This is a genomic window from Myxococcota bacterium (assembly GCA_039030075.1).
Classification (GTDB): Bacteria; Myxococcota_A; UBA9160; order UBA9160; family SMWR01; genus JAHEJV01.
The window spans coordinates 210,478-233,748 of sequence record JBCCEW010000001.1 but is presented as its reverse complement, the minus strand read 5'-3'; the positions used below and the strand labels follow the sequence as shown (position 1 = coordinate 233,748).

The following is a 23,271-nucleotide window of genomic DNA, read 5'->3' as shown; positions in this document are numbered from 1 at the left end:
AACGCATTCGGCTGGGCGCCCGGTCCACTTGAGGACGAATCTCACCCCTGCCCGATCGCCTTGTAGGCGGCCAGAACCAGGCTCCCCCCGCGCGGATCCCCGAGCAGCTCGGCTTCCATCCGGTTCATGACGTAAGCGACCGAGAGCTCGGCGTCCTGGTCGATCACGGCGAGGGAGCCACCCCAACCGCCCCAGAAGCAGGCGCGCTCGCCGGAGGTGAGCGCAAAGGCCCCGCCGAAGAGCCCGAACCCCATACCGAACCGGATCGGCACCCCGAGCACCCGGTCGGTGCCCTCGCTCTGTACCTCGAAGACCCGGTCGAGGGTTCGCTTCGAGAGCAGCTGCACCCCGTCGACCGCGCCGCCACAGGCGAGCGCCGAGTGGATCCGCGCGACGGCGCGCGCATTGCCGATACCGCCTGCGGCCGGGATCTCGGCGCGACGCCAGCCCGTCGTGCGGGGCTCGCTGCCGTTCACCGGGCAGCTGCGCAGGGTGCGGATCGCGATCGAGTCCTTCGCGCCCTCGCGTTGATTGAGCGCGACCTCGGGCGGCACCAGCTCGCCTACCCGCGCGTCGTGTTCGGGCGGCAACCCGATGTGGAAATCGGCGCCGAGCGGTTCCGCGACGTGCTGGCGGAAGAACGCGCCCAGGGTGTCGCCGGTGATGCGGCGGACGAGCTCGGCCTGGAGGTAGCCCTGGGTCACCGCGTGGTATCCCGAGCCGTCCCCGGGCGTCCACCAGGGCGCCTGTCGCGCGAGCCCGTCGGCGATGGCGGCGTGGTCGTAGAGTTCCTCGGGCGCAGCGAGGGGCGGATCGAATCCCGAGAGCCCCGCGCTGTGGCTCATCACGTGGGAGACGCGCACGTCGTCCTTGCCGTTCTGGGCGAACTCGGGCCAGTAGCGCGCGACCGGCGCATCGAGATCGAGCTCCCCGCGATCCGCCAGCACCAGCAGACTGATCGCGGCCATCGTCTTCGTCGTCGAGTAGACGTTGACGATCGTGTCCTCCTGCCAGGGCGCCCCTCCCTTGGCGGCGTCGCCCGCCCAGAGATCCACGACGGGACGACCCGCCCGGGTGACGGCGACGCTGGCCCCCACCTCGCGCCCCTGCTCGAAATTGGCGCGAAAGGCGTCGCGGACGGGTTCGAATTCGGGGGCGCAGTGGCCGTGGATCTCCATCGGGGTCCTCCTCGGCCGGGCAGCATAGGCCACCGGCCAGGCCCGCTAGAAGAACCAGTTGCTGCGCGCGGCGCGCCCGTCCGAGATGAGCCGGCGGATCTCGGCCTTCACCATCTCGACGCGCTCCTCGATCGCCGCGTCGTCTTCGTTGGCGTCGCCCTCGAAGAAGATCGGAGCACCGAAGTGCAGATGGAACTTCACCGGAAACGGCAGCATTCCGAGCGCGCCGAGCCAGGGGAACGTCGGTGTGATGGGAAAGGCGGGCGAACCGAACAGGCGTCCGATCCAGCGCGGGTTCGCGAGCCCCGGCGACTGCTCTTCGGCGCCCACGATGCCGACCGGCACGATCGGGGTGCCGGTCTCGAGGGCGAGTCGCACGAATCCGAGCCCGAAGCGCTGCAGCTGGTAGCGCTGGTCGAAGGTCTTCACGAAGCCGCGCTCACCCTCCGGGAAGGCCATGATCGCCTCTTCTTCTTCCAGGAGCTGGACGCAGTTCTCGGGGCGACCGACCACGCTCCCCATGCGGTGCATCATCACGTTGAAGAAGGGAATCGTCGGCAGGAAGTACTCGCCCATGCCACGCACCACCCGCGGCGGCTCCCCTTCGAGGAACAGGGAGGTCGCGAGCATCGCGCCGTCCCACGCGAAGGTGTTGCCGGCGTGGTTCGCGATCAGGAGCACCCGCCCCTGCGGCACCTTCTCCACGCCGCGGGTCTCGACGCGCAGGTAGTGCCGGTACACCCAGGCCATCAACGCCATCGCGTACCGCGCCACGCTGGGATCGAAGCCGAAACGATCGATGCCGTACTCGTTCAACCGCGTCGGAATGCGCGCGACGCGCCCGTCCATCTCGGCCAGCAACTCCCGGGCCGGTCCGGGAAGCCAGCGCTCCCAGTCGGGTTCTTCCGCCAGCCGCCGTCCGCTCGGCACGATCTCCTGCAGGGACCGTTCTTCCCGACGGGAGTCTCGATCCGCGCGGGACGCATGGTCGCCGGAACCGGTGTCGCCGGAACCTCTGTGACCGGAACGTCTGGACGGGGAATTCGGGTGCGCGGACATCGGGCCATCCTGGCGCCAGTCAGCGTCTCCGCTCGGAAGGGCGCCCGCCTCGAGAGGAGCGAATCACGGAGCGTAGCCCCACCCGCCATCCCGGCGATCGCCGGGGCGTCGCCTCTAGAGCTCGGCGCGCAGCCGGGCGAGCGCGGCGTCCCAGAAGCCCTGGGCGGCCACCGCGTCGAAGCGATCGGCGAGCACCGGATCGAAGAACACCGCCTCGGCCCCGGGTTGAACCCGCAGCTCGCTGGCGATCCCCTCGTCGCGCATCCGCCGCAGCCATTCCGAAGCCCGCCCCGCCTCGACCAGGGGATCCTTCTCACCGAACACCGAGAACACGGGCGCCTCGAGGGTGGCCAGGGGAAGGGTTTCCGACTCTCCCGAGGATCCGCCCCCGGCCTGGACCACGAGCCCCACACGGGCTCCGCGGGCCGCGGCTTCGAGCGCCAGCCACCCGCCCCGTCCGAATCCGATGACGCCGACCCGGCTTCCCTCGGTCGCGTCTTCGTTGAAGAGTTGCTCGATGCCCGCGTCGACGACGCGGCGCTCGGTGTCATGGAGCGCGTCGGCATCGACCTCGGGCAGGCGTGGCGCCAGCGCGACGAAGCCGTGCCGGGTCAGGCGGCGACACGCATCCGCCAGCAGATCCCCGTCCCGACGTTCGATCGCACCGTCCGACAGGACGAGGACGCCCGGTCCCCGGCCCGAAGCCGGCAGCGCGGCGTGGGCCAGGGTGAGGCCATGGCTCGCACCCAGGCGGGCAGTCGATGCGGTGTTCGAACGCGACGGATCGCGAGGGCTCTGGGTCACGGATCCTCCCCACCCGCGGGCGCGCGGGCACCCTATTCATCGACTTGTACACTGCCGCGCATGAGCGCCCCCCGGCCGGTCTCCCTGCCGCCTGCGTTAGCGGCGATCCTGGAGACCCTCGAGGCCCACGGCGCCCGGGCGCACGTGGTGGGACGCGGCGCCCTCGCCCTCTGGCGGAACCAGCCGAGCCCCGGGTACGCCGTGCTCACGACGGCCTCTTCGGAGGCGCTCCTCCCCCTGTTCCCCACGGCGGTCGCGGGGGTCGGCGCCCGCCATTGGCGCCTGACGACGCCGGTCGGGCCGGTGGACCTGCGACCCACACCCCCCGAGCGCTCCCTCGCTGCCCAGCTGGCCGAGCAGGATTTCCGCTGCCATGCGATCGCCCTCGATGCACGCGGCCAGCTCGAAGACCCGTGGCAGGGCGTCGCGGACGCGACGGCCGGGTGCCTCGCCAGCCCGGAAGACCCGGCGGTGAGCCTCACCCGCGATCCTCTGCGCGCCCTGCGCGCGGTGCGCCTCGTGGCCACCGAGGGTTGGGCCCTCGCGCCGGACCTCGAAGCCGCCCTCCCCGACGCCGTCGGTGCGCTGTCGAAAGCCCCGGCCGCCCCGCTCCGTGCGGAACTCGGCGCCCTGCTCCAGGGCGAGCACGTCGCCGCGGGCCTTTCCCTGCTGCGACGCGCGGGCATCGAAGGCGCGTTGGCGCCCGGCGTCCGCGACGATGCGGCGGCGGTGGTGGCCGCCCTGCCCCCCGACCCGACCCTGCGACTCGCCGCTTGGCTGCGGGGAACCCGGGTGGTCCGGATCCTGCGCCGGCTGCGGGTGGCACGCGAGCGGGTCGTCGCGATCGAGCGCTTGCTGCAGCTCCACCCAATCGACGCCCTCGCCCCGCCCGATGCGGAAGGCCGCTGGCGACGACTCTGGCGACGCTCGGGAGAGCTGGTGCCCGGACTCCTCGCGCTGCGCGAGGCAGAGCTGGCAGCGGAGGGCCGAGCGGACCGACCCGACTTCCGAGCGATCCGCGACGTCCTCGACCGGGTGGCGAACGAACCCGAGGAAGCGCCGATCCTGGCACTCGACGGCCGGGCGGTGATGGACCTGCTCGGCTGCGGACCGGGCCCCGAGGTCGGCGATGCCATGCGTCGCCTGCGAGCGGTGGTGGCCGCCGACCCGACGAAGAACGATCCCGAAACCCTGCGCCGCCTGTTGTTGGACGAGCGCGACACCGAGCGAACCAACGGAAGGAACCCCGATGAGTGACGCGACGACGAGCCTGGGCGTGATCGGCGCCGGCGTGATGGGCAGCGGCATCGCCCAGACCGCCGCCACCCACGGCATCCGCACCCTCTGCACCGACATCGACGGCGATGCGCTGGCGAAGGCGCGGGAAGCCACCACCTCGGGGCGCTACGGCTTCGAGCGGGCGGTGGCGCGCGGCAAGCTGAGCCGCGAAGACGCGGACGCCGCCCTGGCGCGGCTCGAGTTCACGTCGGATCTCGACGCCACCGTCGCCTGTAACGTCGTGCTCGAGTGCGTCCCCGAGCGCCTCGACCTGAAGCTCCACGTCCTGCGCGACCTCGACGCGCGGGCTCCAGCGTCCACGATCCTCGCGTCGAACACCTCGGGCTTCGCGATCACGGCCCTCGCCGCCGTGACCGAGCGGCCCGAGCAGGTGATCGGTTGGCATTGGGCGTCCCCGCCGCCGGTGATGCGCATGGCCGAGATCGTCACCACGCCGAAGACCAGCGACGCCACGGTCGAAACCGTGCGCGCGATGGCAGCGGCCTGCGGCAAGAACCCGATCGTGGTGAAGGACGATCCCACCCATTGGGGCTTCGTCGCCAACCGCATCTACTTCGCGATGATCCAGGAGGCCCAGCGCGTGGTGGACCAGGGAATCGCCTCACCGGAAGAGGTGAACCAGCTGATGACCGATTGCTTCAACTGGCCCGTCGGACCCTTCGCGATGGTCCGCGGGGCAACGGAAGGCTGGCAGGAGTAGCCCGCCCTACTCTGCGACGAAGACGCAGTCCTTGCCGGCGGCCTTCGCGCGGTAGAGCGCCCGGTCGGCCGCGTCGAAGAACGCGCGTTCGTCGGCCCGGAAGTGGGCGACGCCCGCGGACACGGTGGTTCGCACGGTGATCGGCCCCTCGAGACCGAGCACCGAGAACGCCGCCTCGGCGACGGTGAGGCGCACCTTCTCGGCGAGCGCCAAGGCCCCGGCGCGGTCGGTTCCGGGCGCCAGCAGGGCGAACTCTTCACCGCCGTAGCGGGTGAGCAGGTCGGTCTCGCGCAGCGCGCTCCGCATCAGACCGGCCACGCGCGCCAGCACGGCGTCACCGACGGCGTGTCCGTGGCGGTCGTTGAGGAGTTTGAAGTCGTCGAGGTCGAAGACGACCAGGGCGAGGTCGAGGCCGGTGCGCAGGGCCCGCTGGCGTTCCTGCCGAAGCGCCGCCCGGAACGCGCGGTGGTTCGGCAGCCCCGTCAGGGCATCGGTCAACGAGAGGGCGCGCAGGGCCTCGTTCTCGGCGCGCAGCGCCTCGACGCTCTCGCGGAGCGCCGCGTTCTCACGCCGCAGCGCTTCCTGCGGATCCTCGACCGGGATCAGCTGCACCGTGGGGTGCGCATCGGTCGGAGCGGGGGTGTGCGGAAGCCATCGCCAGGGGGTGGAGCGCATCGGGATTCTCCCTCGTGAGGGCCGGGGGCCTGCAGGGTGAGTGTCGGTTGGGTGGCTTTGCGCTTCGTTTTTTCAGGGGGTGTCCGACGTGCGCCCGAGGGCCCGCCGCAGCCGCTCCCGCAGACGCTTGATCTCGCTGCCGTCGACGCCCGGTCCGCGGATGGCCTGATGGAAGGACCGCTCGCCCATCGACAACACGCCCCGCGCCTCGGCGATTCGGCCCGCCTCGACGTAGGCGAGTCCACGCCGGTACAGGCCGATGAGCGACAGGGGCTGTCTGCCATGGCGTGCGGTGACGTAGTCGGCGAGGGCCCGTTCCATCGCCGCCGTCTCGGGGCGCGCCGCGCGGAACGCCTCGGAGACTTCGCAGCCCGCATCGAACGCCCGATGGTCGTAGGCGTCGAGGGCACCGGCCGGCAACAGGTAGCTCGCGATCCGCGCCTCGAAGCGACCACCGAATCCGATGTCGGCCCGACAGGTGCGACGCGCGACCACGGCGAGATCGCCGTCGGGCGGCGTCGCGCCTACCGCGAATGCGATCGGCTGCCAGCGCTCCCCATCGAAGCGCAGCACTTCGACGGGCCCGATGTCGACGCGGATCCCGGGCACGCCATCGGGCGCCTCGAGGCCCGCTAATACCTCGGGTAGGCCTCCGGACGCCTCCGGAAGCGCGGGCCGCCAACCCGGATGCGTCTGCCGGTAGTGCTCGTAGTGACCGCTCCCACACGCAAGGAGGAGCCAGGCACTGGCCATCGCGGCAGAGGTCGCGAGGGCTCGGCGCGGGCGGTGCCCGCGAGACGACGTGGGAGAAAGGTGCATCGGGTGGGGGCTCGTTGCGGAGCGCGAGTCTAGACGATCGTCGATTTCCGCGAGGGCCAACGGGCGTGAACCGCCGGGGCTGGTCCATACTGCAGCCGGCGCGACCACGCGCCGAGGGGGAACACCGATGGGGAAGCAGAAGCGGAAGAAGGACGGGAAGAACCAGGCGCGCGACGCCGACGTCTTCGCGCTCTACGAAGAGGCGGTGCAGGACCCGGAAGGCGACGTCGCCCTGGCCCGACGCATCTATCGCCAGGAGTACGGCCGCGAGCCCCTCTCGCTTCGTGAGGACTTCTGCGGAACCGCCGCCTTCTGCTGCGAGTGGGTGAAGGTCTCCGACGAGCACCGGGCCTTCGGCATCGATCTCGATCCCGACCCCCTCGCTTCGGCGCGCACCCGCAACCTGGCGAAGCTGGCCCCGGAGCAGGCGGCGCGGGTCGAGTTGATCCAGGGCGACGTCCGCGAGGCGAAGCATGCCGCCGTCGACGTCACGGTCGGCTTCAACTTCTCCTACTTCATCTTCCACGAGCGCAGCGACCTGCTCGCCTACTTCCGCCGCGCCCTCGAGTCCCTCGGGCCCCAGGGGCTGTTCCTGATCGATCTCTACGGGGGCTCCGAGGCCCAGCGCACGCTGACCGAGACGCGCGAGCACGACGACTTCGACTACGTCTGGGACCAGGACGTGTTCGACCCGATCCAGAACCGGGCCGTCAACTACATCCACTTCGAATTCCCCGACGGCAGCAGCATCGACCGGGCTTTCAAATACGATTGGCGACTCTGGAGCATCCCCGAGCTGCGCGACGTTCTGCACGAAGCCGGGTTCTCCCGGACCGATGCCTACTGGGAGCGCACCGATCGCAAGACCAATGAAGGCACCGGCGTCTACTACCGGGCGAAGCGCGCCCCGGACGACCCCGCCTGGGTCGCCTACATCGCGGCACTGCCCTAGAGCGAGATCGCGTTGAAGCTCCACGACAGCCGCACCGGCCAGCTGAAGGCCTTCGCCCCCCTCCACGAGGGGGAGGTGCGCATGTACCACTGCGGCCCGACGGTCTACAAGCGCCAGCACCTGGGAAACTTCCGGGCCTTCGTCCTGGCCGACCTGTTGCGTCGCAGCTTCGAGTACCTGGGCTACCGGGTGCACCAGATCATGAACATCACCGACGTCGGGCACCTCACCGAGGACGACGTCGCCGATGCCCAGGGCGAGGACAAGCTCCAGAAGGAGGCCGCGCGGCGTTCGCTCGACCCCTGGGAGATCGCGCGGGAAGAGGAGGCGAACTTCAAGGAGGACCTGGCGGTCCTGAAGATCCTGCCGGCCCACACCTACCCGCGCGCCACCGAACACGTCCCCGAGATGATCGCGATGATCGAGAAGCTGCTCGAAGACGGGCACGCCTACGCGGTCGAGGGGAACGTCTATTTCGATGTCGCCTCGTTTCCGCGATACGGCGAACTCTCGGGCAATACCATCGAGGAGCTCTCGACGGGGGCGTCGGGGCGCGTCGAAGACCGCAGCGACAAGCGCCACTCGGCGGACTTCGCGCTCTGGAAGCACGACCCGAAGCACCTGATGCAGTGGGACTCGCCGTTCGGTCGCGGCTTCCCCGGCTGGCACATCGAGTGCTCGGCCATGGCCCGCAAGTATCTCGGCGATCGCCTCGACATCCACACCGGCGGGCCGGACAACAAGTTCCCGCACCACGAGTGCGAGATCGCGCAGAGCGAGTCGGTGACCGGCGAGCGGTTCGTGGAGACCTGGATCCACTGCGGCTGGCTCGAGATCGGCGGTCAGAAGATGAGCAAGCGCGCCGGCACGCTCTACACCATCCCGGAGCTCGTCGAGAAGGGATACAGCGGCGAGGATCTGCGGCTCTACCTGCTGCGCCAGCACTACCGCTCTCCCCTCCCCTTCGATCTGTCCCTGATCGACGAAGCCGCGAAGACGCGTGCGAAGCTCGACAACTTCGTCTCCTATGAGATGGCCGAGCGTCCCGAGGGCCCCGACGATCCGGCGGTTGCCGCTGCGATCGAGACAGCGCGCGCGGCGTTCCGCGAAGCCCTCGAAGACGACCTCAACACTTCGGTGGCGCTGGCGGTCGTCCACGAGTTCATGACCGTCGTGAACCGGGCCCAGCCCGGCCGGGCCGACGCCGAACGCGCCGTCGCCCTGATGCGCGAGTTCGACCAGATCTTCGGGGTGCTCTCGGACGCGCCCGCCGCAGGTGCCGACGACGCCGAGATCGACGCCTTGGTGGCCGAACGCGACGCCGCCCGCGCCGCCAAGGACTGGGCGCGCGCCGACGCGCTCCGCGACACCCTCGCCGAGCGCGGGATCGAACTGCTGGATTCTCCCGAGGGAACCCGCTGGCGGCGCACCTAGCGCAAGGCCCCGCACGCATGGCGAACGACGCTCGCTCCTGGCTCGCACTGGCCCTTTCCTGGCCGGTGGTGCGGCGGGCGCTCGGCTACGCGGTGGTGGTGGGCGCGATCCTCATCGCCATCAACCATGGCGACGCGCTGCTCCGCGGCGAATGGACCGCGAACCGCCTGTGGAAGATGGGCCTGACACCGCTGGTGCCCTATCTGGTCTCGACGCTCTCGAGCGTCGGTGCGTTGCGCGCGTCCGAAAAACCCGCGGCGTAGCCGCCGATCGGCGCGTCAGTCCGCGACCGCCAGGGCGGCGATCTCCACCAGGTATACGGGGCTCGCCAGCGCCTGGACGCCGACCAGCGTGCTCGGCTTGAGCTCGAGGCGGTCCACACCGAGCTTCTCTGCCGCGAGACCGAAGCCCTTCGCGAGATCCCCGAACTTCGACTCTTCCCAACCCACGACGTAGATCGTGAAGCTGGTGACATCGTCCCAACCGGCGTCGGCCGCTTCGAGGGCGATGTTCACGTTCACGAGGGCCTGGGCGGTCTGCTGGGTGAGGTCGCCCTCGGCCACGATCGTCCCGGAAGCGTCCTGGCCGACCTGGCCCGCGATCTGGATGAAGCGCGAACCGCGCGATACCGACACCTGGGCGAAGCCTGCAGGCTTCGCGAGACCTTCGGGGTTCAGGGTTTCGACGGACATGACGTGGCTCCTGGGTGGATCGGGCGCGCTCGGGTTCGAGCGACGCAGTATACGCCCGTCCCGGCCCTCGCGACCCCGAGCCCACCGACAGCAGCCCTGCGTCAGCGCGCGTCGACGGCCCACCCTTCGATCGGAATCGCTTCCGCCGCCGGGCCCGAACGGTCTTCGTAGAGCCACGCCAGGAGACCGGGGAGGACGAGGAGATCCGCGGCGAGGGCCACGCTGATCGAGAGCGCCGCGATGACGCCGAAGTGCAGCATCGTGGTCAGAGACCCGAAGCCGTAGACGAGGAAACCACAGACGAGTGCGAGGCTCGTGAACAGCAGCGCCACGCCGGTGGTCCGAAGCGTCGCACGGATCGCGGCCTGGGGGTCTCCAAAGGCTCGCTGGTGGCGAACGAAGCCGTGGGCCATGTGGATCGTGTCGTCGACGGCGAGTCCGAGGACGATGCTGCCGACGAGCATCGTGAGCGTCCCGAGCGGGATCCCGGCCCAGCCCATGAAGCCGAGCGCCACGACGATCGGAGTCAGGTTCGGGATCATTGCGACGAGTCCGACGCGGAGATCGCCGACGAGCACGACCATCATCAGCGACACGAGCACGAACGCGATCAAGTAGCTCTCGATCAGGATCTCGTTCACGGACACGAACGCGCGGGTCACCAGAGTCTGCAGCCCTCCGAGCTTGATGTCGGCGTGCTCACCCAGCTCGAGACGGGCAAGCCGCTGTAGCTCTTCGGCGTAGGGAACGATGTGGTAGGCATCGGCCCAGGGGATCCGCGTCGTCATGCGTCCGACCCGATAGGTCGAATCGACCCACTTCTCGAGATCCTCGCTCCCCCCGTTCTCGAAGAGCAGCAGCTCCTGGGCGAGCAGCACGGAATCGTCCGGAACCCGGTACCACGCCGGATCTCCGCCGTGGAGCTCTTGGTGGAGTTCCTTCACGATGCGGTGCAAGCCGAGCACCTTCGCAGCGCGCAGGGGTCCGACCTCGAGGTCCAGGATCCTCGACTCGAGCCGGTCCATGGCCGCGAGGAGTTCGGGATCGCGCAGGCTCTTCCCGGGGTGGGCCTCGATGAGCAGCTCGAGCACGCCCGCCCCACCCATGTGGCGATCGACGATGTCGGTCGTCTCGACGAGCTCAGGATCGTTGCGAACCCATGCCAGGGGATCGTGACTCGTGCGCAGTTGGAGCGCGCCGAGGATCGCCGCGGCCCAGACGATCCCGAGCGCCGCGAAGACGCTCAGGCGATGGCGCAACGCCCAGTCCCCCACGGCCACCAACCGGCGCGCCGTGGCGCCCGACGGACGCGACCTCGCCTCCGGAACCCGCAGCGGGCACAGCACCAACAGGGCCGGCAGGAGCGAGAGGGCGTAGAGCGCCGCGAACGCGACACCCAGCGGGGCGAACACGCCAATCTGGGCAACTGGAATCAGACCCGCCGGCGCGAACGAGACCAGGCCGGCGACCGTCGTCGCAGCAGTCAGCACGATCGGCTTGCCGCTGTGATCGAGCGCCGCGATCACGGCGAGCCGACGGTCGCGCCCGGAAGCCCGCTTCTGCCGGAACACCGTGAGGACATGGACGGCGTAGCCGACCCCGACGGCCAGGAGGAAGGTCGGCAAGATCTGACTGCCGACGCCCACGGGTGCGCCGAAGACCGCCATGCAGCCCAGCGTTCCGACCAGCGAGAGCGCGACCACCGCCACCGCCAGCAAAGCCGCCAGCAGGCTGCGGAAGAGCAGGATCAAGAGCACCGTGATCACGGTCATGGCGAGGAAGAGCAGCCGCACGAAGTCGACGCGTAACGAGGTCGTCACGCGGTTCTGGATCAGGATCCCGCCACCGGCGCGGATCTCGAAGCCGTCCGCGCGGTGGCGCGAGACGATCTCGTGCACGGCGGCGATCACGTCGGCGTCTTCACCCGGCCCCATCTCCCGGCGGTCGGCACCCGTCGGTTCGAAGCTCAGTGGATCCACGGCTTCGCCGATCTCGTACTCCGTCTCGAACGCCACGAGCGTCCAGGCTTCGTCCGGGGAGATCACCAGGTTGGTGTAGAGCTCACTCGCGCGAACCGTGGTCTCGAAAGCGGCGAGTTCCTCCACCGTGCGCGGCATCTCCTCGAGGAGTTCGCCGACGTGAAGGGTGTCGCCGTGCGCCTCGAGGTGACGCACGTTGACGAGGCTCGTGATCGTCGAGAGATAGGGAACCTCGTTCTCGAGGTCTCGGTGCAGCGCCCGAAGCCGCTCGAGGAAGGCGCGATCCCCCAGGTTCTCGGGCAGGCGCACCGCGAGGACGACGGGCTCGCTGCGACCGAAGTAGTCGCGAAACGCGTTGAACTCGACGCGAACCGGGTCGTTCTCGGGCAGGAATCCCTCGGTCCGCGCATCGAAGCGAAGCTCCCCGAGCTGGGTGATCGAGACCAACGCCAGCAGGAGAGCGGCCGCCAGGACCCAGCCGGGCCGGGCCGCGACGAACTGCGCCCAGCGCGATCCCTCGATTCGTCGGTGCATCCCTCGCATCACCACTCCTCTCGATCACCCGTCTCGATGAGACGTGGAGAGGATCGGCAGCTCGGCGCGACACCGCCGTGAAGCGCTTCACTCCGGGGCGACGGATCTGCGAAGAATCGGCGGCGGCGCTAGCTCGCGACGCGCTCTTTCTGCCAGAGCGCGGCCGCGGCGCGCGCCTGCCAACGCTCTCGTGTCGACAGCCGCTCGGCGAGATCGCTGCGCAGGGCGTCGGCCTCGGCGTCGCCAGCGTCGCAGGCCACCGTGGCCCACATGTAGGCCGTCGTCAGATCGGGAGCGACACCGATCCCCGACGCGTAACAGCGTCCCAGGCGGCGCTGGGCCGACACGCTGCCGAGCTCGGCGGCGCGGCGGAACCAGTCGACGGCGCGCTCGCCATCGCAGCCCACGCCCTCGCCGCCGACGTAGAGCTCGCCCAGCTGGACCTGGGCCGACTTGTGTCCGGCGTGGGCGGCGCGACTGAACCACCAGAAGGCCAGGCGAGCGTCCTTCTCGGTGCCGTGACCGATCCGGTGCAGCAGCCCCAGGTTGTAGGCCGCCTCGACCACGCCCCGGCTCGCCGACTCCTCGAGCCAGTGGATCGCCGTCGACGGGTCGCACTCGCCCGCGTCTCCGGAGAGCAAGAGCATCGCCAGGTGGAACTGGGCCGAACGCAGGCCCCGCTCGGCGGCACGCTCGTACCAGACGACCGCCTCGGCGATGTCGGCTTCCACGCCCTCGCCGCGCTCGTAGAGCCATCCCAACGTGAACTCGGCCGCCGCATGCTCCTGCTTCGCCGAGCGTCGCAGCCAGTAGAGCGCGCGGGACAGGTCCCGCTCGCCCGCATCGCCCGTCTCGTAGAGGATGCCCAGGTGGCACTGGGCCGTGGCATCCCCCGCCTCGGCCGCCTTGCGAAACCAGTGGAGTGCGCGGCCCGGGTCCTGGGGAACCCCTGCGCCGTGGTCGTAGAGCGTGCCCAGGTGCCGTTGGGATTCGATGTGCCCCTGTTGCGCGGCGCGCTCGAACCAGGCGGCCGCACGGGACGCGTCGACTTCGACGCCGATCCCCTCGGCCGTACGCAGAGCCAACCGACACTGGGCGGCCGCATGACCGCGCGCCGCCGCCCGCTGATAGAGACCCGACACGCGGCGCTCCTCCGCCGCGTCGAGGTCGCCCTCGCGCTCGCGGAGCAGCGCCAACCGGAAGCAGGCCTCGGGTTCGTCCTGGCTCGCGGCGCGTTCCAACCATCCCCGCGTACGCGCGCGGTCCCGGCGGTTCACCGCCGGCAGACAACCGAGCACGCATTGGGCGGGCGCGTAGCCGCGACGGGCTGCGAAGCGCCAATGGGCCCGCGCCTGGGAGCCATCTCCCCAGGCGTACCACGCATCCCCGACCCGGTGGCGAACGGCCACGTCGTCGGCTGCATGTTCGAGGGCCTGTGCGACGTGGTGGCGGGCTTCGCCCATCGCGCGCCGTTCGCTCGCGAGGAAGACGGCAAGACGGGCATGCCCCAGTGCGGCGTCGGGCTGTTGGGCGATGCACGTGCGGAAGTGGTCCTCGGCTTCGGCGAGCCGACGCAGATCCCAGGCCACCTGACCGGCGTCGCAGTGGGCCTCGGCCCGTGCGGGATCCAGGCGCAGCGCGCGTCGCAGCGCGCGCCGCGCTTCCGGGCGTCGCCCCCGAGCGAGGAGGACACGCCCCAACGCGGCCCACGCCTCGGCGGAGGTCGGGAACTCGCGGACGGCGCGACGCAGGTGCCAGTTCGCCTCGGCAAGTCGACCGCGCTCGCCGAGCGAGGCCCCCAGCCGAATCCGGGCGTCCGGGTGTTCCGGCGCCAGGAACAAGAGGTCGCACCAATCGAGCTCGGCCGTCTCCCAGTCGCCGCGGGCTTCGCGGGCGCACGCGCGCAGGGCCAGGGCGTCCGGGTTCGGTGCGCAGCCGATCGCGCGGTCCAAGGCGTGCTCGGCCAGGCGCGGCTGTCCCTGCTCGAGGAGCACGGCACCGAGATCCGTCCAGGCGCGACCATCGCCCGGGATCCGGCGCACGCGTTCGCGGTAGGCATCGTGGGCCGCGGGCAGGTCGCCGGCCGCGCGTTCGCAGCGGGCCAGCTCGCTCCACCAGGCCGCCGGACCGCTCTCGGATGCGAGGGCAGCACGCCAGGACCGGGCCGCCTCCGGCCAGTCTCCTCGGGCCTGGGCCTGGATGGCCCGCCCCGCATGCTCCTGCGCCCTCTCGTGCGGTGCCTGCTGTGACTGCATCCCTGCGCTCCCCCTTCAATCGGGGTATCGGCAGGGACCGGCGCGAACCGTAGAGCCCAGCTGCTTTTTTTTGGCCTGGCGCGAAAACGCTGCAGCTTCAGGAAGCGGCAACCGATAAGCAGCTCGGGCCGTTGTGGCCCGGGAGCGCAGCCATGCGGATCGCCATCCTGACGAGCGAATTTCCGAGCCTCTCCGAGACCTTCGTCCACCACCACGTCACCGACCTGGTCGCCCGCGGCCACGAGGTGGAGGTCTTCCCGGAGCGGGGAGAGCCGCGCCTCACGCCATCGGCAGAGGGCGAACCCGACGCCCTGCTGGGCCGCCGCATCCTGCCGCCGCCGGTCCCCGAGAAGCGGGCCGCGCGCGTCGCCGGGGTCGCGCGTCATACCTGGCAGCACGGCTGGGATGCCGTCCCGCTGCTCCGCTCCTGTGACCCGCGCCGCTTCGGGCGCCGCGGACTCTCCCTGTCCCTGTTCTACCGTGGCCTGCCCCTGCTCGACCGCCGGCCCTACGACCTCGTGCACTGCCATCACGGACCCACCGGTGTCGACGCCGTGAAGCTCCAGCATCTCGGTCTTCTGAACGCGCCGCTCGTGGTCAGCTTCCACGGTCACGATCTGAACGTCGTCCCCCAGCAGGGGGGCGTACATCGCTACGACGCGCTGTGGCACCGCGCGGCGCGCCTGTTCGTGAACTCCGAGTTCTCGCGTGAACGCCTGCTCGCACTGGGGGCGCCCGAGGATCGCATCCGGCTGCTGCCCGTCGGCGTGCGCGTGAACGACTTTCGCCCAGCAGCACCCGCGGCGATTCGCGACGAACGGGTGTTGCTCAGCGTTGGGCGGCTCGTGCCCGTGAAGGGTTTCGGCGTCGCGCTCCACGCCTTCGCGAGCCTCGCCGCTCGCGCACCGGAGTGGCGCTACGTCATCGTCGGTGACGGACCCCAGCGCGCCGAGCTCGAGCAGCGCGCGCGCCAGCTCGGCATCGCCGAGCGCGTCCACTTCGCCGGTGCCCTCGCCCACGACGCCGTGCGTGGCTGGATGGCGAAGGCCCAGCTCTACTGCCAGCCCAGTCTGCGCGGCGACGACGGCGCCGAAGAGACCCAGGGCCTGGCCGTGGTCGAAGCCCAGGCGAGCGGCCTGCCCGTTGTCGTGAGTCGCAGCGGCGGTCTCCCGGAAAGCGTACGCGAGGGCGACACCGCCCTGCTCGCGGCGCCGGGCGATGCGCGCGATCTGGGCCGCGCACTCCGCGCCCTCGCCTTCTATCCCGAGCGCCGCGCACGGTTGGGCCGGGCCGGTCGGGCGTTCGCGCGGCACTTCGACCGCGACCGGATCACCGACGCGCTGGTCGGCGAGTACACCGAACTCTGCCAGCAGACCGTGCGTCCGCCGGGACGCTTCGTTCCGCCGCCGAAGCCGCCGCGCGCCTGGCGCTGAGCGACTTCAGCCGAGCGGCGGCAGCTCGATCCGCTGGGCCTCGGCGCCGACGAGCTCGCGCATCGCGGCGCCGAGCAGCGCCTCGCGTCGCAGGGTGCGTCGCACCAGCAACCGCAACAGCCCGGGACGGGTGTCGCGGGTCGCCTGCATCGCGAGCTGTTCGAGGGCGGCGTCGGCGTCTCGCCAGTCCGAAGGACGACGTCCCAGGAGCGCTGCGGTCTCGTCGAGATCTTCCGCTTCGAAGCGCGCGCCGTGCTGGTCGACGGCCCGCACGTACTCGGCGAGCCGTGCCGCCGTGTCCCAGGCGTAGGGATCGCCGTCCTTCGCCGAGGCACGCAGCATCTCGACCAGGGCGTCGGAGACCACGCCGTAGCGGTGGTCGCGCGGGTGCCCGAGGTCGGGCGACTCGATCTCGACGCCCTCGATCTCGGCGATCAGCTGGAGCGGAATGCGGCCGTAGACGCTGTTCCAACTCTCGTACTGCACGAGGTTGAGGCCCGGCGGCGGCTTCGCGCAGAGGTAACAGGTGGAGAGCGGAGTCACGACCATGAAACGCACCGCCTGATAGAGCAGGTCGTCGCGCTCGAAGTCCTCGCCGGTGATCTCCCGGTAGTACTGGATGCCCGCCGAGAGGTCGCCGAGCGGCTCGCTCAGATCGCGACTCAGCAGGGCACCGACATCGGCGAGCGGGTCGGACAGCGCCGCGAACTCGATGTCGATCACCGCCGTGACGCGTCCCTGGTCGAACAGGAACTGGCCCGCGTCGCCGACGACCGGAGCCACCCGCTCCCGGTGGGTCGGCACGTTCTCGCGCAGCCAACCGAGGATCAGCTCGATGGTCGGCTCGGGCTGATTCTTCCCCCGCTGGTACATGCGCTCCCAGCGCGGAATGTCGCCGAGGCTGCGCTCGGCCGCGGTCTGGGGCATCGGGCAACCGAGCGCTTCGAACTTCGAGGTCGGCAGCCGGTGGATCTCGGCGAGCAGGTCCAGGTAGTGCCGCAGCACCGCGCGCCGCTCGTCTTCGCTATCGGCCGTGGCCAGGTTCGCCCGACCCGGGGCGCGCTCCATCACGATCCCGGGCAGACTCTCGCAGAAGCCGTAGATGTGGGGCACGGGAATGCCGTGCGCCTCCAGCAGCTGGAGCACCTGCATCTCGCGCCGCAGGGTGTCCACGCCATCGGGCTCGAGCCCCCGGTCGCCGCGGTAGTAGAGCGGCAGGCGCTCGCCGTCGCGTTCGATGTCGAAGAACCAGGCGGGCCGCCAGCGCTCCTGACGCTCGGCGTGCACGAGCTCTCCGCCGACGAGGCCTTCGATCTCGCGGAAGGGGGCTCCCCATTCGCCGTCGTTCAGGAAGTCGTCGCGCGAGAACGGTTCGGATGACATCCGCCGGGCTCCTTGGCTCAGTAGGCTCCGCCGAGCTTGTTGTGGTCCCAGCTGACGATCTTCGTCGGCTTCACCACCACCGCAGTGCGCTTCACCGCCATCATCTTCGCGGCCTGCGGGATCTGGTCTTCCGGGACCTCGGGCTGATTCTTGCGGATCACGGCTTCGGCCACCGGGTGGATGCGTTCGGGCTCGGTGTAGAGCTCGGCGGTACCGCTGAAGGTCGCTCCACGCAGCTGATTGTAGGTGGTGCCGTCTTCGACCAGGACGGAAATCCGCGGGTCGCGCTGCAGATTCACGATCTTCTGGGACTTCGTGAACGTCTCGAAGACGATGTCGCCGTCCAGGACGGCGAACCACAGGGTCGTCAGGTGAGGCATCCCATCCTTACCGATCGTCGCCACCTGGAGGCTCTGCTGCGCTTCGACGAACTTCCAGAGCTCGTCGTCGGTCATTCGAATCTTGTCGCGTCGCTTCGGCATGTGGGGCTCCTTCGGTGTTGAGAGGATGCGGACGAGTGCGCCGACCTAGCTCGGCGCCCCCGCTCCCTCGTGGAACACGTAGTCCGCGACGGGCACGCCGCCGATAAGGTGTTCTTGAATGATGCGCTCGAGAACCAGGGGCGTGCACGAGTGGTACCAGACCGCTTCCGGGTACACGACGGCAATGGGGCCATGCATGCAGAGGCGCAGACAGTTCGCCTTGGTGCGAAACACGCCGCCGGACCCGGTGAGCGAAAGCTCATTCAGGCGCCGCTTGAGGTAGTCCCAGGCGGCGAGGCTGTCGTCGCGCTTGCAGCACTTCGGCTCGGTCTGATCCGCGCAAAGGAAGATGTGGCGCTGGATCGTGTCCACGCCGAGTTCGCGGGACTTGGCATCGAGCATCCGGCGGCGGGGATCGGACAAGGGCTCTCCAGGGGGCGCGGGTCGCCACGGGGAAGGGCCGGGCAGTATAGGCAGCCCCAAGCGCGCGTCCGCCGCCTCGGATTCGCGCTTGGACCCGGCCCCTGCGAGCCCCTATCCTGACACGTACACTGACGACACCTCACCGGCGCCCGGCGCGGCCGCGAGTTGCGGCCTGCCCCACCCTTTCGTCTCGGGCCCAGTGGGTGTGCGCCCCGGAGGTTCCATGCGCCGTTTCATCGAGCACACCGAACTCGCCCGCGACAGCCGCTTCATCCGACAGGACACCGCGGCCTCCACGGCTCTGGCGAATCTGCCCGACGACGTCGACGCCGTCGTCTCGGCCTTCGAGAAGCTGGCGCCGATGATCGAAGAAGCCGTCCGCGGCACCGCCGCCGAGGAACTCTTCGAGACCTACGGCCCGGCCTTCAGCCTCGTGACCCTCCAGGAGCCGATCCGGCCCGGCGAAGACGGAACCGACTCGCGCATGCGCCAGCGCATGCACGGCATCTTCGTGGGCGAGGTCCAGGCCCTCGAAGGCGCGGGGCGTTCGCTCTGGGACTTCCCGGACGCGCCCTGGGAATTCAAGATGAACATGGCGCGCCAGTGCTGGGACGAAGCCCGTCACGTCCAGATCTACGAGAAGCTGCTCGACCATGTCGGCGGCGAGCCGGGGATGTATCCCGAGAGCACGTTCCTGTTCGAGTGCGCCTGCTCCGACGACCCGGCGCTGCGCGTGGCCGGCGTGAACCGGGGCCTCGAGGGTCTCGCCTGCGACGTCTTCCGCGACGTCATGAAGTACGCCGCCGAGATCGGCGACGACAAGATGTACCAGGCGGTCGACTACGTTCTCGCCGACGAGCTGACCCACGTGCGGTTCGGCAGCGACTGGGTGAAGGAGTTCACGAAGGACGACCCCGATCGCTACAAGCGCGCCCAGGACTTCCGACGCCAGGTCGACAAACAGTTCAGCTTCGGCGGCGCGCGTTCGGACAACGACGATGCGGCGATCCCGATCGCGATGGAAGTGCGGCGCGAAGCCGGCTTCACCGAAGAAGAGCTCGACGACCTGAAGCAGCTCTCGAGCGGTGGCCCGACGAAGCAGACCCTGCGCGAAGCCGCACGCATCCTGCACGAACGCCACAAGGCGAAGGGCGCGGGAGCCGCAGCGTGAGCGAGCGTCTCTACCCCGGCAGCAATCAGGACGAGCGCACCACCTTCGCGCCCTACTCTGCCTTCGACATCCCGGCCGACCTGCGCGAGCTCCACGGCCGCTACGACGTCGAGGCGACCGCGCGGCGCGTCCGCAACTTCCGCTACGCGGAAGAGTGGATGATGATGATCATGGGCGGCTGGGTGGCCACCATTCCCGAAGTGCCGGTCAAGACCGGCCTGGGGAAGGTGATCTGGGAGACGGCGAAGGCGGCCGACGAGTTCGGCAAGCGGCTGCCCGAGCTGCGCTGCGGACGCAAGGCGCTGAGCCAGTCCGAAGCCGGCAACGACGGCTTCGCGTCCTTCATCCAGGAAGTCTCGGCGCCCGAGCGTCCCGACCAGACGATCGAGAAGCTGGCCGGCGTCTTCGACGTCCTCAAGCCCCATCTGGTGGAGCTCTACGAGCGTCACATGCGCGAGACCGACCCGATCTCGGACGCGCCGACGATCGACATCCTGGAAGACATCGTGCGCAAGACGCGCCGTCACATCGCCTGGGGCCACGAGGTGCTCGAGCGCCTCTGCGAGACCGAGGCGACCCAGCAGCGGCGCCGCGAACGCGCCCAGCACATGCGCAACGCGCTGATCGCCTGCGGCGGCGCCACCGGAGACCTCGCACCGGGCCAGGCCTGAGCGCCCGCCCCGGTTCCGAGCGCCCGGACTCGCCCTAGCGAACCGTCGCGAAGAACTTCCGCAGATCCTCGACGAAGCGCTCGGGCTGTTCCATCGCCGCGAAGTGGCCGCCCTCGGGCATCGTGGTCCAGTGGGTCACGTTGTAGTGCTTCTCGACCCAGCGCCGCGGGAAGCGGAAGATCTCCTTCGGGAAGCGCGCCACGCCGGTCGGCACTTCGACCCGGTTGCCGAGGTAGCCGATGCGCCCGCCCTTGAAGACCTCGTAGTAGAGCCGTGTCGAGCTGGTGATCGTGCCCGTCACCCAGTAGACCATGATGTTCGTGAGCAGCTCGTCGCGGGTGAGCACGCTCTCTACGTCGCCGTGGCAGTCGGTCCACGTGCGGAATTTCTCGACGATCCAGGCGGCCAGACCCGCCGGTGAGTCCATCAGCCCGAAGCCGAGGGTCTGGGGCTTCGTTCCCTGGATGCGCTGGTAACCGGTTTCGTCCGCATCGAACTGGGCCATGTCGGCGAGGTCGGCCTTCTCGGCGTCGGTCAGCTCGTCCACGTCGGGCTGGGGAATCGCCATCGGCATGTTGACGTGGATCCCGGCGACGTGATCCGGGTCGAGCAGGCCGATCTCGGTGGTGATGAGGGCGCCCCAATCGCCGCCCTGGGCGCCGTAGCGCGCGTAGCCGAGACGCTCCATCAACACGACGAAGGCCTCGGCCATGCGTCGGACGTCCCACTGACGCGAGCGAGTCGGTTCCGAGAATCCGTACCCCGGGAGCGACGGACACACGACGTGAAACGCGTCCTCGGGGTTGCCCCCGTGTCGCTCGGGATGGGTGAGCGGCTCGATCACCTTCAGGAACTCGACCACGGTGCCCGGCCAACCGTGGGAGATCAGCAGGGGGAACGCGTTCGGGTGGGGCGAGCGCGCGTGCAGGAAGTGAATGCGCTGCCCGTCGATGTTCGTTTCGAAGTGATCGAAGGCGTTCAGCCGCGCCTCGGCCGCCCGCCAGTCGAAGTCGTCGCGCCAGCTGGTGATCAGCTCGCGCAGGTAGCCCAGCTCGGTTCCGTAATCCCAGCCCGTGTCGGGAATCTGGTCGGGGAACCGCGTGGCCGAGATCCGGCGCGCGAGATCCTCGAGGACGTCGTCCGGGACGTGGATGCGATAGGGGGTGATGGAATCGGACACGGGTGTTCTCCTCGAATCGGATGGGACCGCGCACGCGACCGTGCCGAGGCGAGGCGCTACGCTGGCGCCCGGAGCCTATCCACCTAGGGGGACTCACGCATGACCCGTTCGACTCGTCGGATTCTCTCGCGGTCTTTCGCTCTGGCTCGACCGCTCACCGGCACGGCGCTCTGTGCCGCCTTCGCCCTCGCCTGCGCCACGCCCGTGACGCCCGCCCAGCCCATTGCCGCACCCGTCCTCGAGCCCGCCACGGGCGAGGCCGTGGTCGTCGACCACCTGGTCGTCCTGGTCGACGCCTCCGCCTCGGTCCCGGGGAGCACGCTCTTCCACAATGAGAAGGTGCTCGTGACCTCGTTTGCGAAGTCGATGCCCGAGGGCAGCTACGACGCGGGTGCGATCGCCTTCGGCGGCTTCAAGCGCGAGACCGACGCACTCGCGCGCTTCGATCGGAACCGCGTGGTGACCCACGCCGAGTCCCTGACCCACCTCTCCGAGGGAACGCCCCTGCACAAGGCGGTCAGCGAAGCCGGTGCGGCGCTCACCGAGAAGTCGGGAACCGCCGCGGTGGTCGTCTACAGCGATGGCGTCGTCACCGACGAAGTCGGGCGCGAGGTCGACCCGAGCGAGGTCCTCGCGGCGGCCGACGCGCTGCGCGAGGCCTACGACGGCCCGGTCTGCTTCCACACGGTGCAAACCGGTGCCGGTCAGACCGGAGCGGCACTGCTGCGCGACCTCGCGGCCAGCAGCGGCTGCGGCAGCTTCCGCCAGGCCGACCGCGTCAACACGGTCGCGGCTCTCCACCAGTTCCAGCGCGAAGTCTTCCTCGGCGCCGCACCCAGCCTGCCCGACGTCGCGGCAGCGCCCCGCGACCAGGACGGCGACGGAGTCCTCGACGGCAACGACCTCTGCCCGGGCACGCCGCGTGCGGCGGCCGTCGACGCCCGCGGCTGCTGGGTCGTGAAAGGCCTGCTCTTCCCGACCAACGGCGCAGCCATCGACGCGAAGGGCCAGCGCGCCCTCGACGAAGTGGCGGCCGTGCTCGAGGCGAACCCCCGGCTCCGTGTGCGTATCGACGGCCATACCGATGCCCAGGGAAGTGACGCGTACAACACGGCGCTCTCCCGCCGACGCGCCACGGCGGCGCGCGACTACCTGGTCTCGGCGGGCATCGCGTCCGATCGCCTCGACGCGAAGGGTTGGGGCGAGGGCAGCCCCGCCGAGTCCAACAAGACGGCCGCGGGACGCCAGGCGAACCGGCGCACCGAGATCACGGTCGTCCGCTAGCCGACCGTTCGAAACAGGAGTTCACGCGTGTCGTTCGAGGTACTCGCCAGCGGCTACGGGCTGGTCGAAGGGCCGACCGAGGACGTCGACGGCACCATTCTGTTCAGTGACGTCTTCGGGGGCGGCGTGTATCGCGTCGACCCCCAGACGCGCGAGGTGACGACGGTCGTCCCGAAGCGACGCGGGGTGGGAGGCATCGCGCTCCACGCGGACGGAGGAGTCGTGCTCTCGGGGCGCGACATCGTCCACGTGAAGGACGGGCAGACGCGCACGCTCTTCTCGATCGAAGGGTTGCCGGGCTGGAACGACCTCTGCACCGACGGCGAAGGGCGCGTCTACGCCGGAGCGCTGCGCTTCCCGGTCTTCGACCGCGATGCGCAGCCGATTCCCGGCGAGTGCTTCCGCATCGAGGCCGAGGGCAAGGCCACCGCGCTCTACGGAGGCGTCATGCACGGCAACGGCATCGCGTTCTCGCCCGACGGCCGCTCGACCCTCTACCACTCGGACACGCGCTCCGGCGTGGTGCTCGCCCACGACCTCACCCGGGGCGACGACGCGATCGAGCGGCGCAGCTTCCGCATGCAGGGCGGCCAGCCCGACGGGATGGCCGTCGACGAACGCGGGCGCATCTGGGTGGCCAGCGCGGGCGGCGGGCGCGTGGATCGCTACCGCGCCGACGGTCAGGTCGAGTGGAGCCTCGAGGTGCCGGCGCGGATCGTCACATCGCTGTGTTTCGCCGGCGAGGACGGACGCGACCTCATCGTCACCACCGCGGACCACACCGAACAGCCCGAGCTGCGCGGCTGCGTGCTGCGCACCCGGCTCGACGTTCCCGGCGCCAAGCTGACGCCGGCCACGATCTGA

General features: G+C 70.1%; 22 protein-coding genes. 10 read left to right on the top strand and 12 right to left on the bottom strand.

Annotation, left to right across the window (positions count from 1 at the left end; all coding sequences use genetic code 11):
* Positions 1 to 41 precede the first annotated feature (41 nt).
* The 3 genes from AAF430_00950 to AAF430_00940 form a co-directional block, all read right to left on the bottom strand.
* Positions 42 to 1,178: a serine hydrolase domain-containing protein gene (locus AAF430_00950; GenBank protein ID MEM7408786.1), complete on the bottom strand. Its 1,137-nt coding sequence runs from the start codon at positions 1,176 to 1,178 to the stop codon at positions 42 to 44.
* A gap of 45 nt (positions 1,179 to 1,223) precedes the next feature.
* Positions 1,224 to 2,108 (bottom strand): lysophospholipid acyltransferase family protein, encoded by an 885-nt coding sequence (locus tag AAF430_00945; GenBank protein MEM7408785.1) that lies wholly within the window; start codon positions 2,106 to 2,108, stop codon positions 1,224 to 1,226.
* 243 nt (positions 2,109 to 2,351) lie between these two features.
* Positions 2,352 to 3,041: a dienelactone hydrolase family protein gene (locus tag AAF430_00940; protein MEM7408784.1), complete on the bottom strand. Its 690-nt coding sequence runs from the start codon at positions 3,039 to 3,041 to the stop codon at positions 2,352 to 2,354.
* 60 nt (positions 3,042 to 3,101) lie between these two features.
* On the opposite strand from AAF430_00940, the gene AAF430_00935 reads away from it, so the two are divergent.
* Positions 3,102 to 4,298, top strand: coding sequence for a hypothetical protein (locus AAF430_00935; protein MEM7408783.1), 1,197 nt, complete (start codon positions 3,102 to 3,104; stop codon positions 4,296 to 4,298).
* Positions 4,291 to 5,040 carry a 3-hydroxyacyl-CoA dehydrogenase family protein gene (locus tag AAF430_00930; GenBank protein MEM7408782.1) on the top strand — a complete coding sequence of 250 codons (750 nt, stop codon included), beginning with the start codon at positions 4,291 to 4,293 and terminating at the stop codon, positions 5,038 to 5,040. The genes AAF430_00935 and AAF430_00930 overlap by 8 nt, the downstream gene beginning before the upstream one ends.
* A 6-nt stretch (positions 5,041 to 5,046) precedes the next feature.
* On the opposite strand, the gene AAF430_00925 is transcribed toward AAF430_00930, so the two are convergent.
* Entirely contained in the window at positions 5,047 to 5,715 is a 669-nt protein-coding gene (locus AAF430_00925; protein MEM7408781.1) for a diguanylate cyclase, read from the bottom strand.
* A gap of 72 nt (positions 5,716 to 5,787) precedes the next feature.
* The gene (locus AAF430_00920) at positions 5,788 to 6,468 is read right to left on the bottom strand and encodes a hypothetical protein (GenBank protein ID MEM7408780.1); all 681 of its coding nucleotides are present in this window, start codon (positions 6,466 to 6,468) and stop codon (positions 5,788 to 5,790) included.
* Positions 6,469 to 6,661: 193 nt separating this feature from the next.
* Between AAF430_00920 and AAF430_00915 the strand changes: the two genes are divergently transcribed.
* The 3 genes from AAF430_00915 to nrtS are packed head-to-tail and all read left to right on the top strand — an operon-like array spanning position 6,662 to position 9,183.
* Complete coding sequence (locus AAF430_00915) at positions 6,662 to 7,486, top strand: class I SAM-dependent methyltransferase (protein MEM7408779.1); 825 nt, start codon at positions 6,662 to 6,664, stop codon at positions 7,484 to 7,486.
* Between the two features lie 12 nt (positions 7,487 to 7,498).
* Positions 7,499 to 8,920, top strand: a complete 1,422-nt coding sequence (cysS, locus tag AAF430_00910; GenBank protein MEM7408778.1) for a cysteine--tRNA ligase — start codon at positions 7,499 to 7,501, stop codon at positions 8,918 to 8,920.
* A 17-nt stretch (positions 8,921 to 8,937) separates the two neighbouring features.
* On the top strand, positions 8,938 to 9,183 hold the full coding sequence (gene nrtS / locus AAF430_00905) for a nitrate/nitrite transporter NrtS (GenBank protein ID MEM7408777.1): 246 nt from the start codon (positions 8,938 to 8,940) through the stop codon (positions 9,181 to 9,183).
* A 15-nt stretch (positions 9,184 to 9,198) separates the two neighbouring features.
* Here the strand turns inward: nrtS and AAF430_00900 are convergent, their stop codons facing one another.
* From AAF430_00900 to AAF430_00890, 3 genes are all read right to left on the bottom strand, one after another.
* Positions 9,199 to 9,612: a RidA family protein gene (locus AAF430_00900; GenBank protein MEM7408776.1), complete on the bottom strand. Its 414-nt coding sequence runs from the start codon at positions 9,610 to 9,612 to the stop codon at positions 9,199 to 9,201.
* Between the two features lie 101 nt (positions 9,613 to 9,713).
* Positions 9,714 to 12,125: an MMPL family transporter gene (locus tag AAF430_00895; GenBank protein ID MEM7408775.1), complete on the bottom strand. Its 2,412-nt coding sequence runs from the start codon at positions 12,123 to 12,125 to the stop codon at positions 9,714 to 9,716.
* Between the two features lie 128 nt (positions 12,126 to 12,253).
* Positions 12,254 to 14,380 carry a tetratricopeptide repeat protein gene (locus AAF430_00890; protein ID MEM7408774.1) on the bottom strand — a complete coding sequence of 709 codons (2,127 nt, stop codon included), beginning with the start codon at positions 14,378 to 14,380 and terminating at the stop codon, positions 12,254 to 12,256.
* 152 nt (positions 14,381 to 14,532) lie between these two features.
* On the opposite strand from AAF430_00890, the gene AAF430_00885 reads away from it, so the two are divergent.
* Positions 14,533 to 15,813: a glycosyltransferase gene (locus AAF430_00885; protein MEM7408773.1), complete on the top strand. Its 1,281-nt coding sequence runs from the start codon at positions 14,533 to 14,535 to the stop codon at positions 15,811 to 15,813.
* Between the two features lie 6 nt (positions 15,814 to 15,819).
* Here the strand turns inward: AAF430_00885 and AAF430_00880 are convergent, their stop codons facing one another.
* From AAF430_00880 to AAF430_00870, 3 genes are read right to left on the bottom strand one after another with little or no spacing between them, the layout of a single operon-like run.
* A complete protein-coding gene (locus tag AAF430_00880; protein ID MEM7408772.1) occupies positions 15,820 to 17,196 on the bottom strand; it encodes a phosphotransferase family protein in 1,377 nt (458 codons plus the stop codon).
* Positions 17,197 to 17,213: 17 nt separating this feature from the next.
* Positions 17,214 to 17,678, bottom strand: a complete 465-nt coding sequence (locus AAF430_00875; GenBank protein MEM7408771.1) for a TIGR03618 family F420-dependent PPOX class oxidoreductase — start codon at positions 17,676 to 17,678, stop codon at positions 17,214 to 17,216.
* A gap of 45 nt (positions 17,679 to 17,723) precedes the next feature.
* A complete protein-coding gene (locus AAF430_00870; protein ID MEM7408770.1) occupies positions 17,724 to 18,080 on the bottom strand; it encodes a (2Fe-2S) ferredoxin domain-containing protein in 357 nt (118 codons plus the stop codon).
* 244 nt (positions 18,081 to 18,324) lie between these two features.
* Between AAF430_00870 and AAF430_00865 the strand changes: the two genes are divergently transcribed.
* Both AAF430_00865 and AAF430_00860 read left to right on the top strand, forming a co-directional pair.
* Positions 18,325 to 19,272: a ferritin-like domain-containing protein gene (locus tag AAF430_00865; protein MEM7408769.1), complete on the top strand. Its 948-nt coding sequence runs from the start codon at positions 18,325 to 18,327 to the stop codon at positions 19,270 to 19,272.
* Positions 19,269 to 19,943, top strand: coding sequence for a hypothetical protein (locus AAF430_00860; GenBank protein MEM7408768.1), 675 nt, complete (start codon positions 19,269 to 19,271; stop codon positions 19,941 to 19,943). The genes AAF430_00865 and AAF430_00860 overlap by 4 nt, the downstream gene beginning before the upstream one ends.
* A gap of 34 nt (positions 19,944 to 19,977) precedes the next feature.
* Here AAF430_00860 and AAF430_00855 read toward each other — a convergent pair whose 3' ends face one another.
* Positions 19,978 to 21,111 (bottom strand): epoxide hydrolase family protein, encoded by a 1,134-nt coding sequence (locus AAF430_00855; GenBank protein MEM7408767.1) that lies wholly within the window; start codon positions 21,109 to 21,111, stop codon positions 19,978 to 19,980.
* 111 nt (positions 21,112 to 21,222) lie between these two features.
* Here AAF430_00855 and AAF430_00850 point away from each other — a divergent pair, with 111 nt between their 5' ends.
* Both AAF430_00850 and AAF430_00845 read left to right on the top strand, forming a co-directional pair.
* Positions 21,223 to 22,407: an OmpA family protein gene (locus AAF430_00850; protein MEM7408766.1), complete on the top strand. Its 1,185-nt coding sequence runs from the start codon at positions 21,223 to 21,225 to the stop codon at positions 22,405 to 22,407.
* A 27-nt stretch (positions 22,408 to 22,434) separates the two neighbouring features.
* A complete protein-coding gene (locus AAF430_00845; GenBank protein ID MEM7408765.1) occupies positions 22,435 to 23,271 on the top strand; it encodes an SMP-30/gluconolactonase/LRE family protein in 837 nt (278 codons plus the stop codon).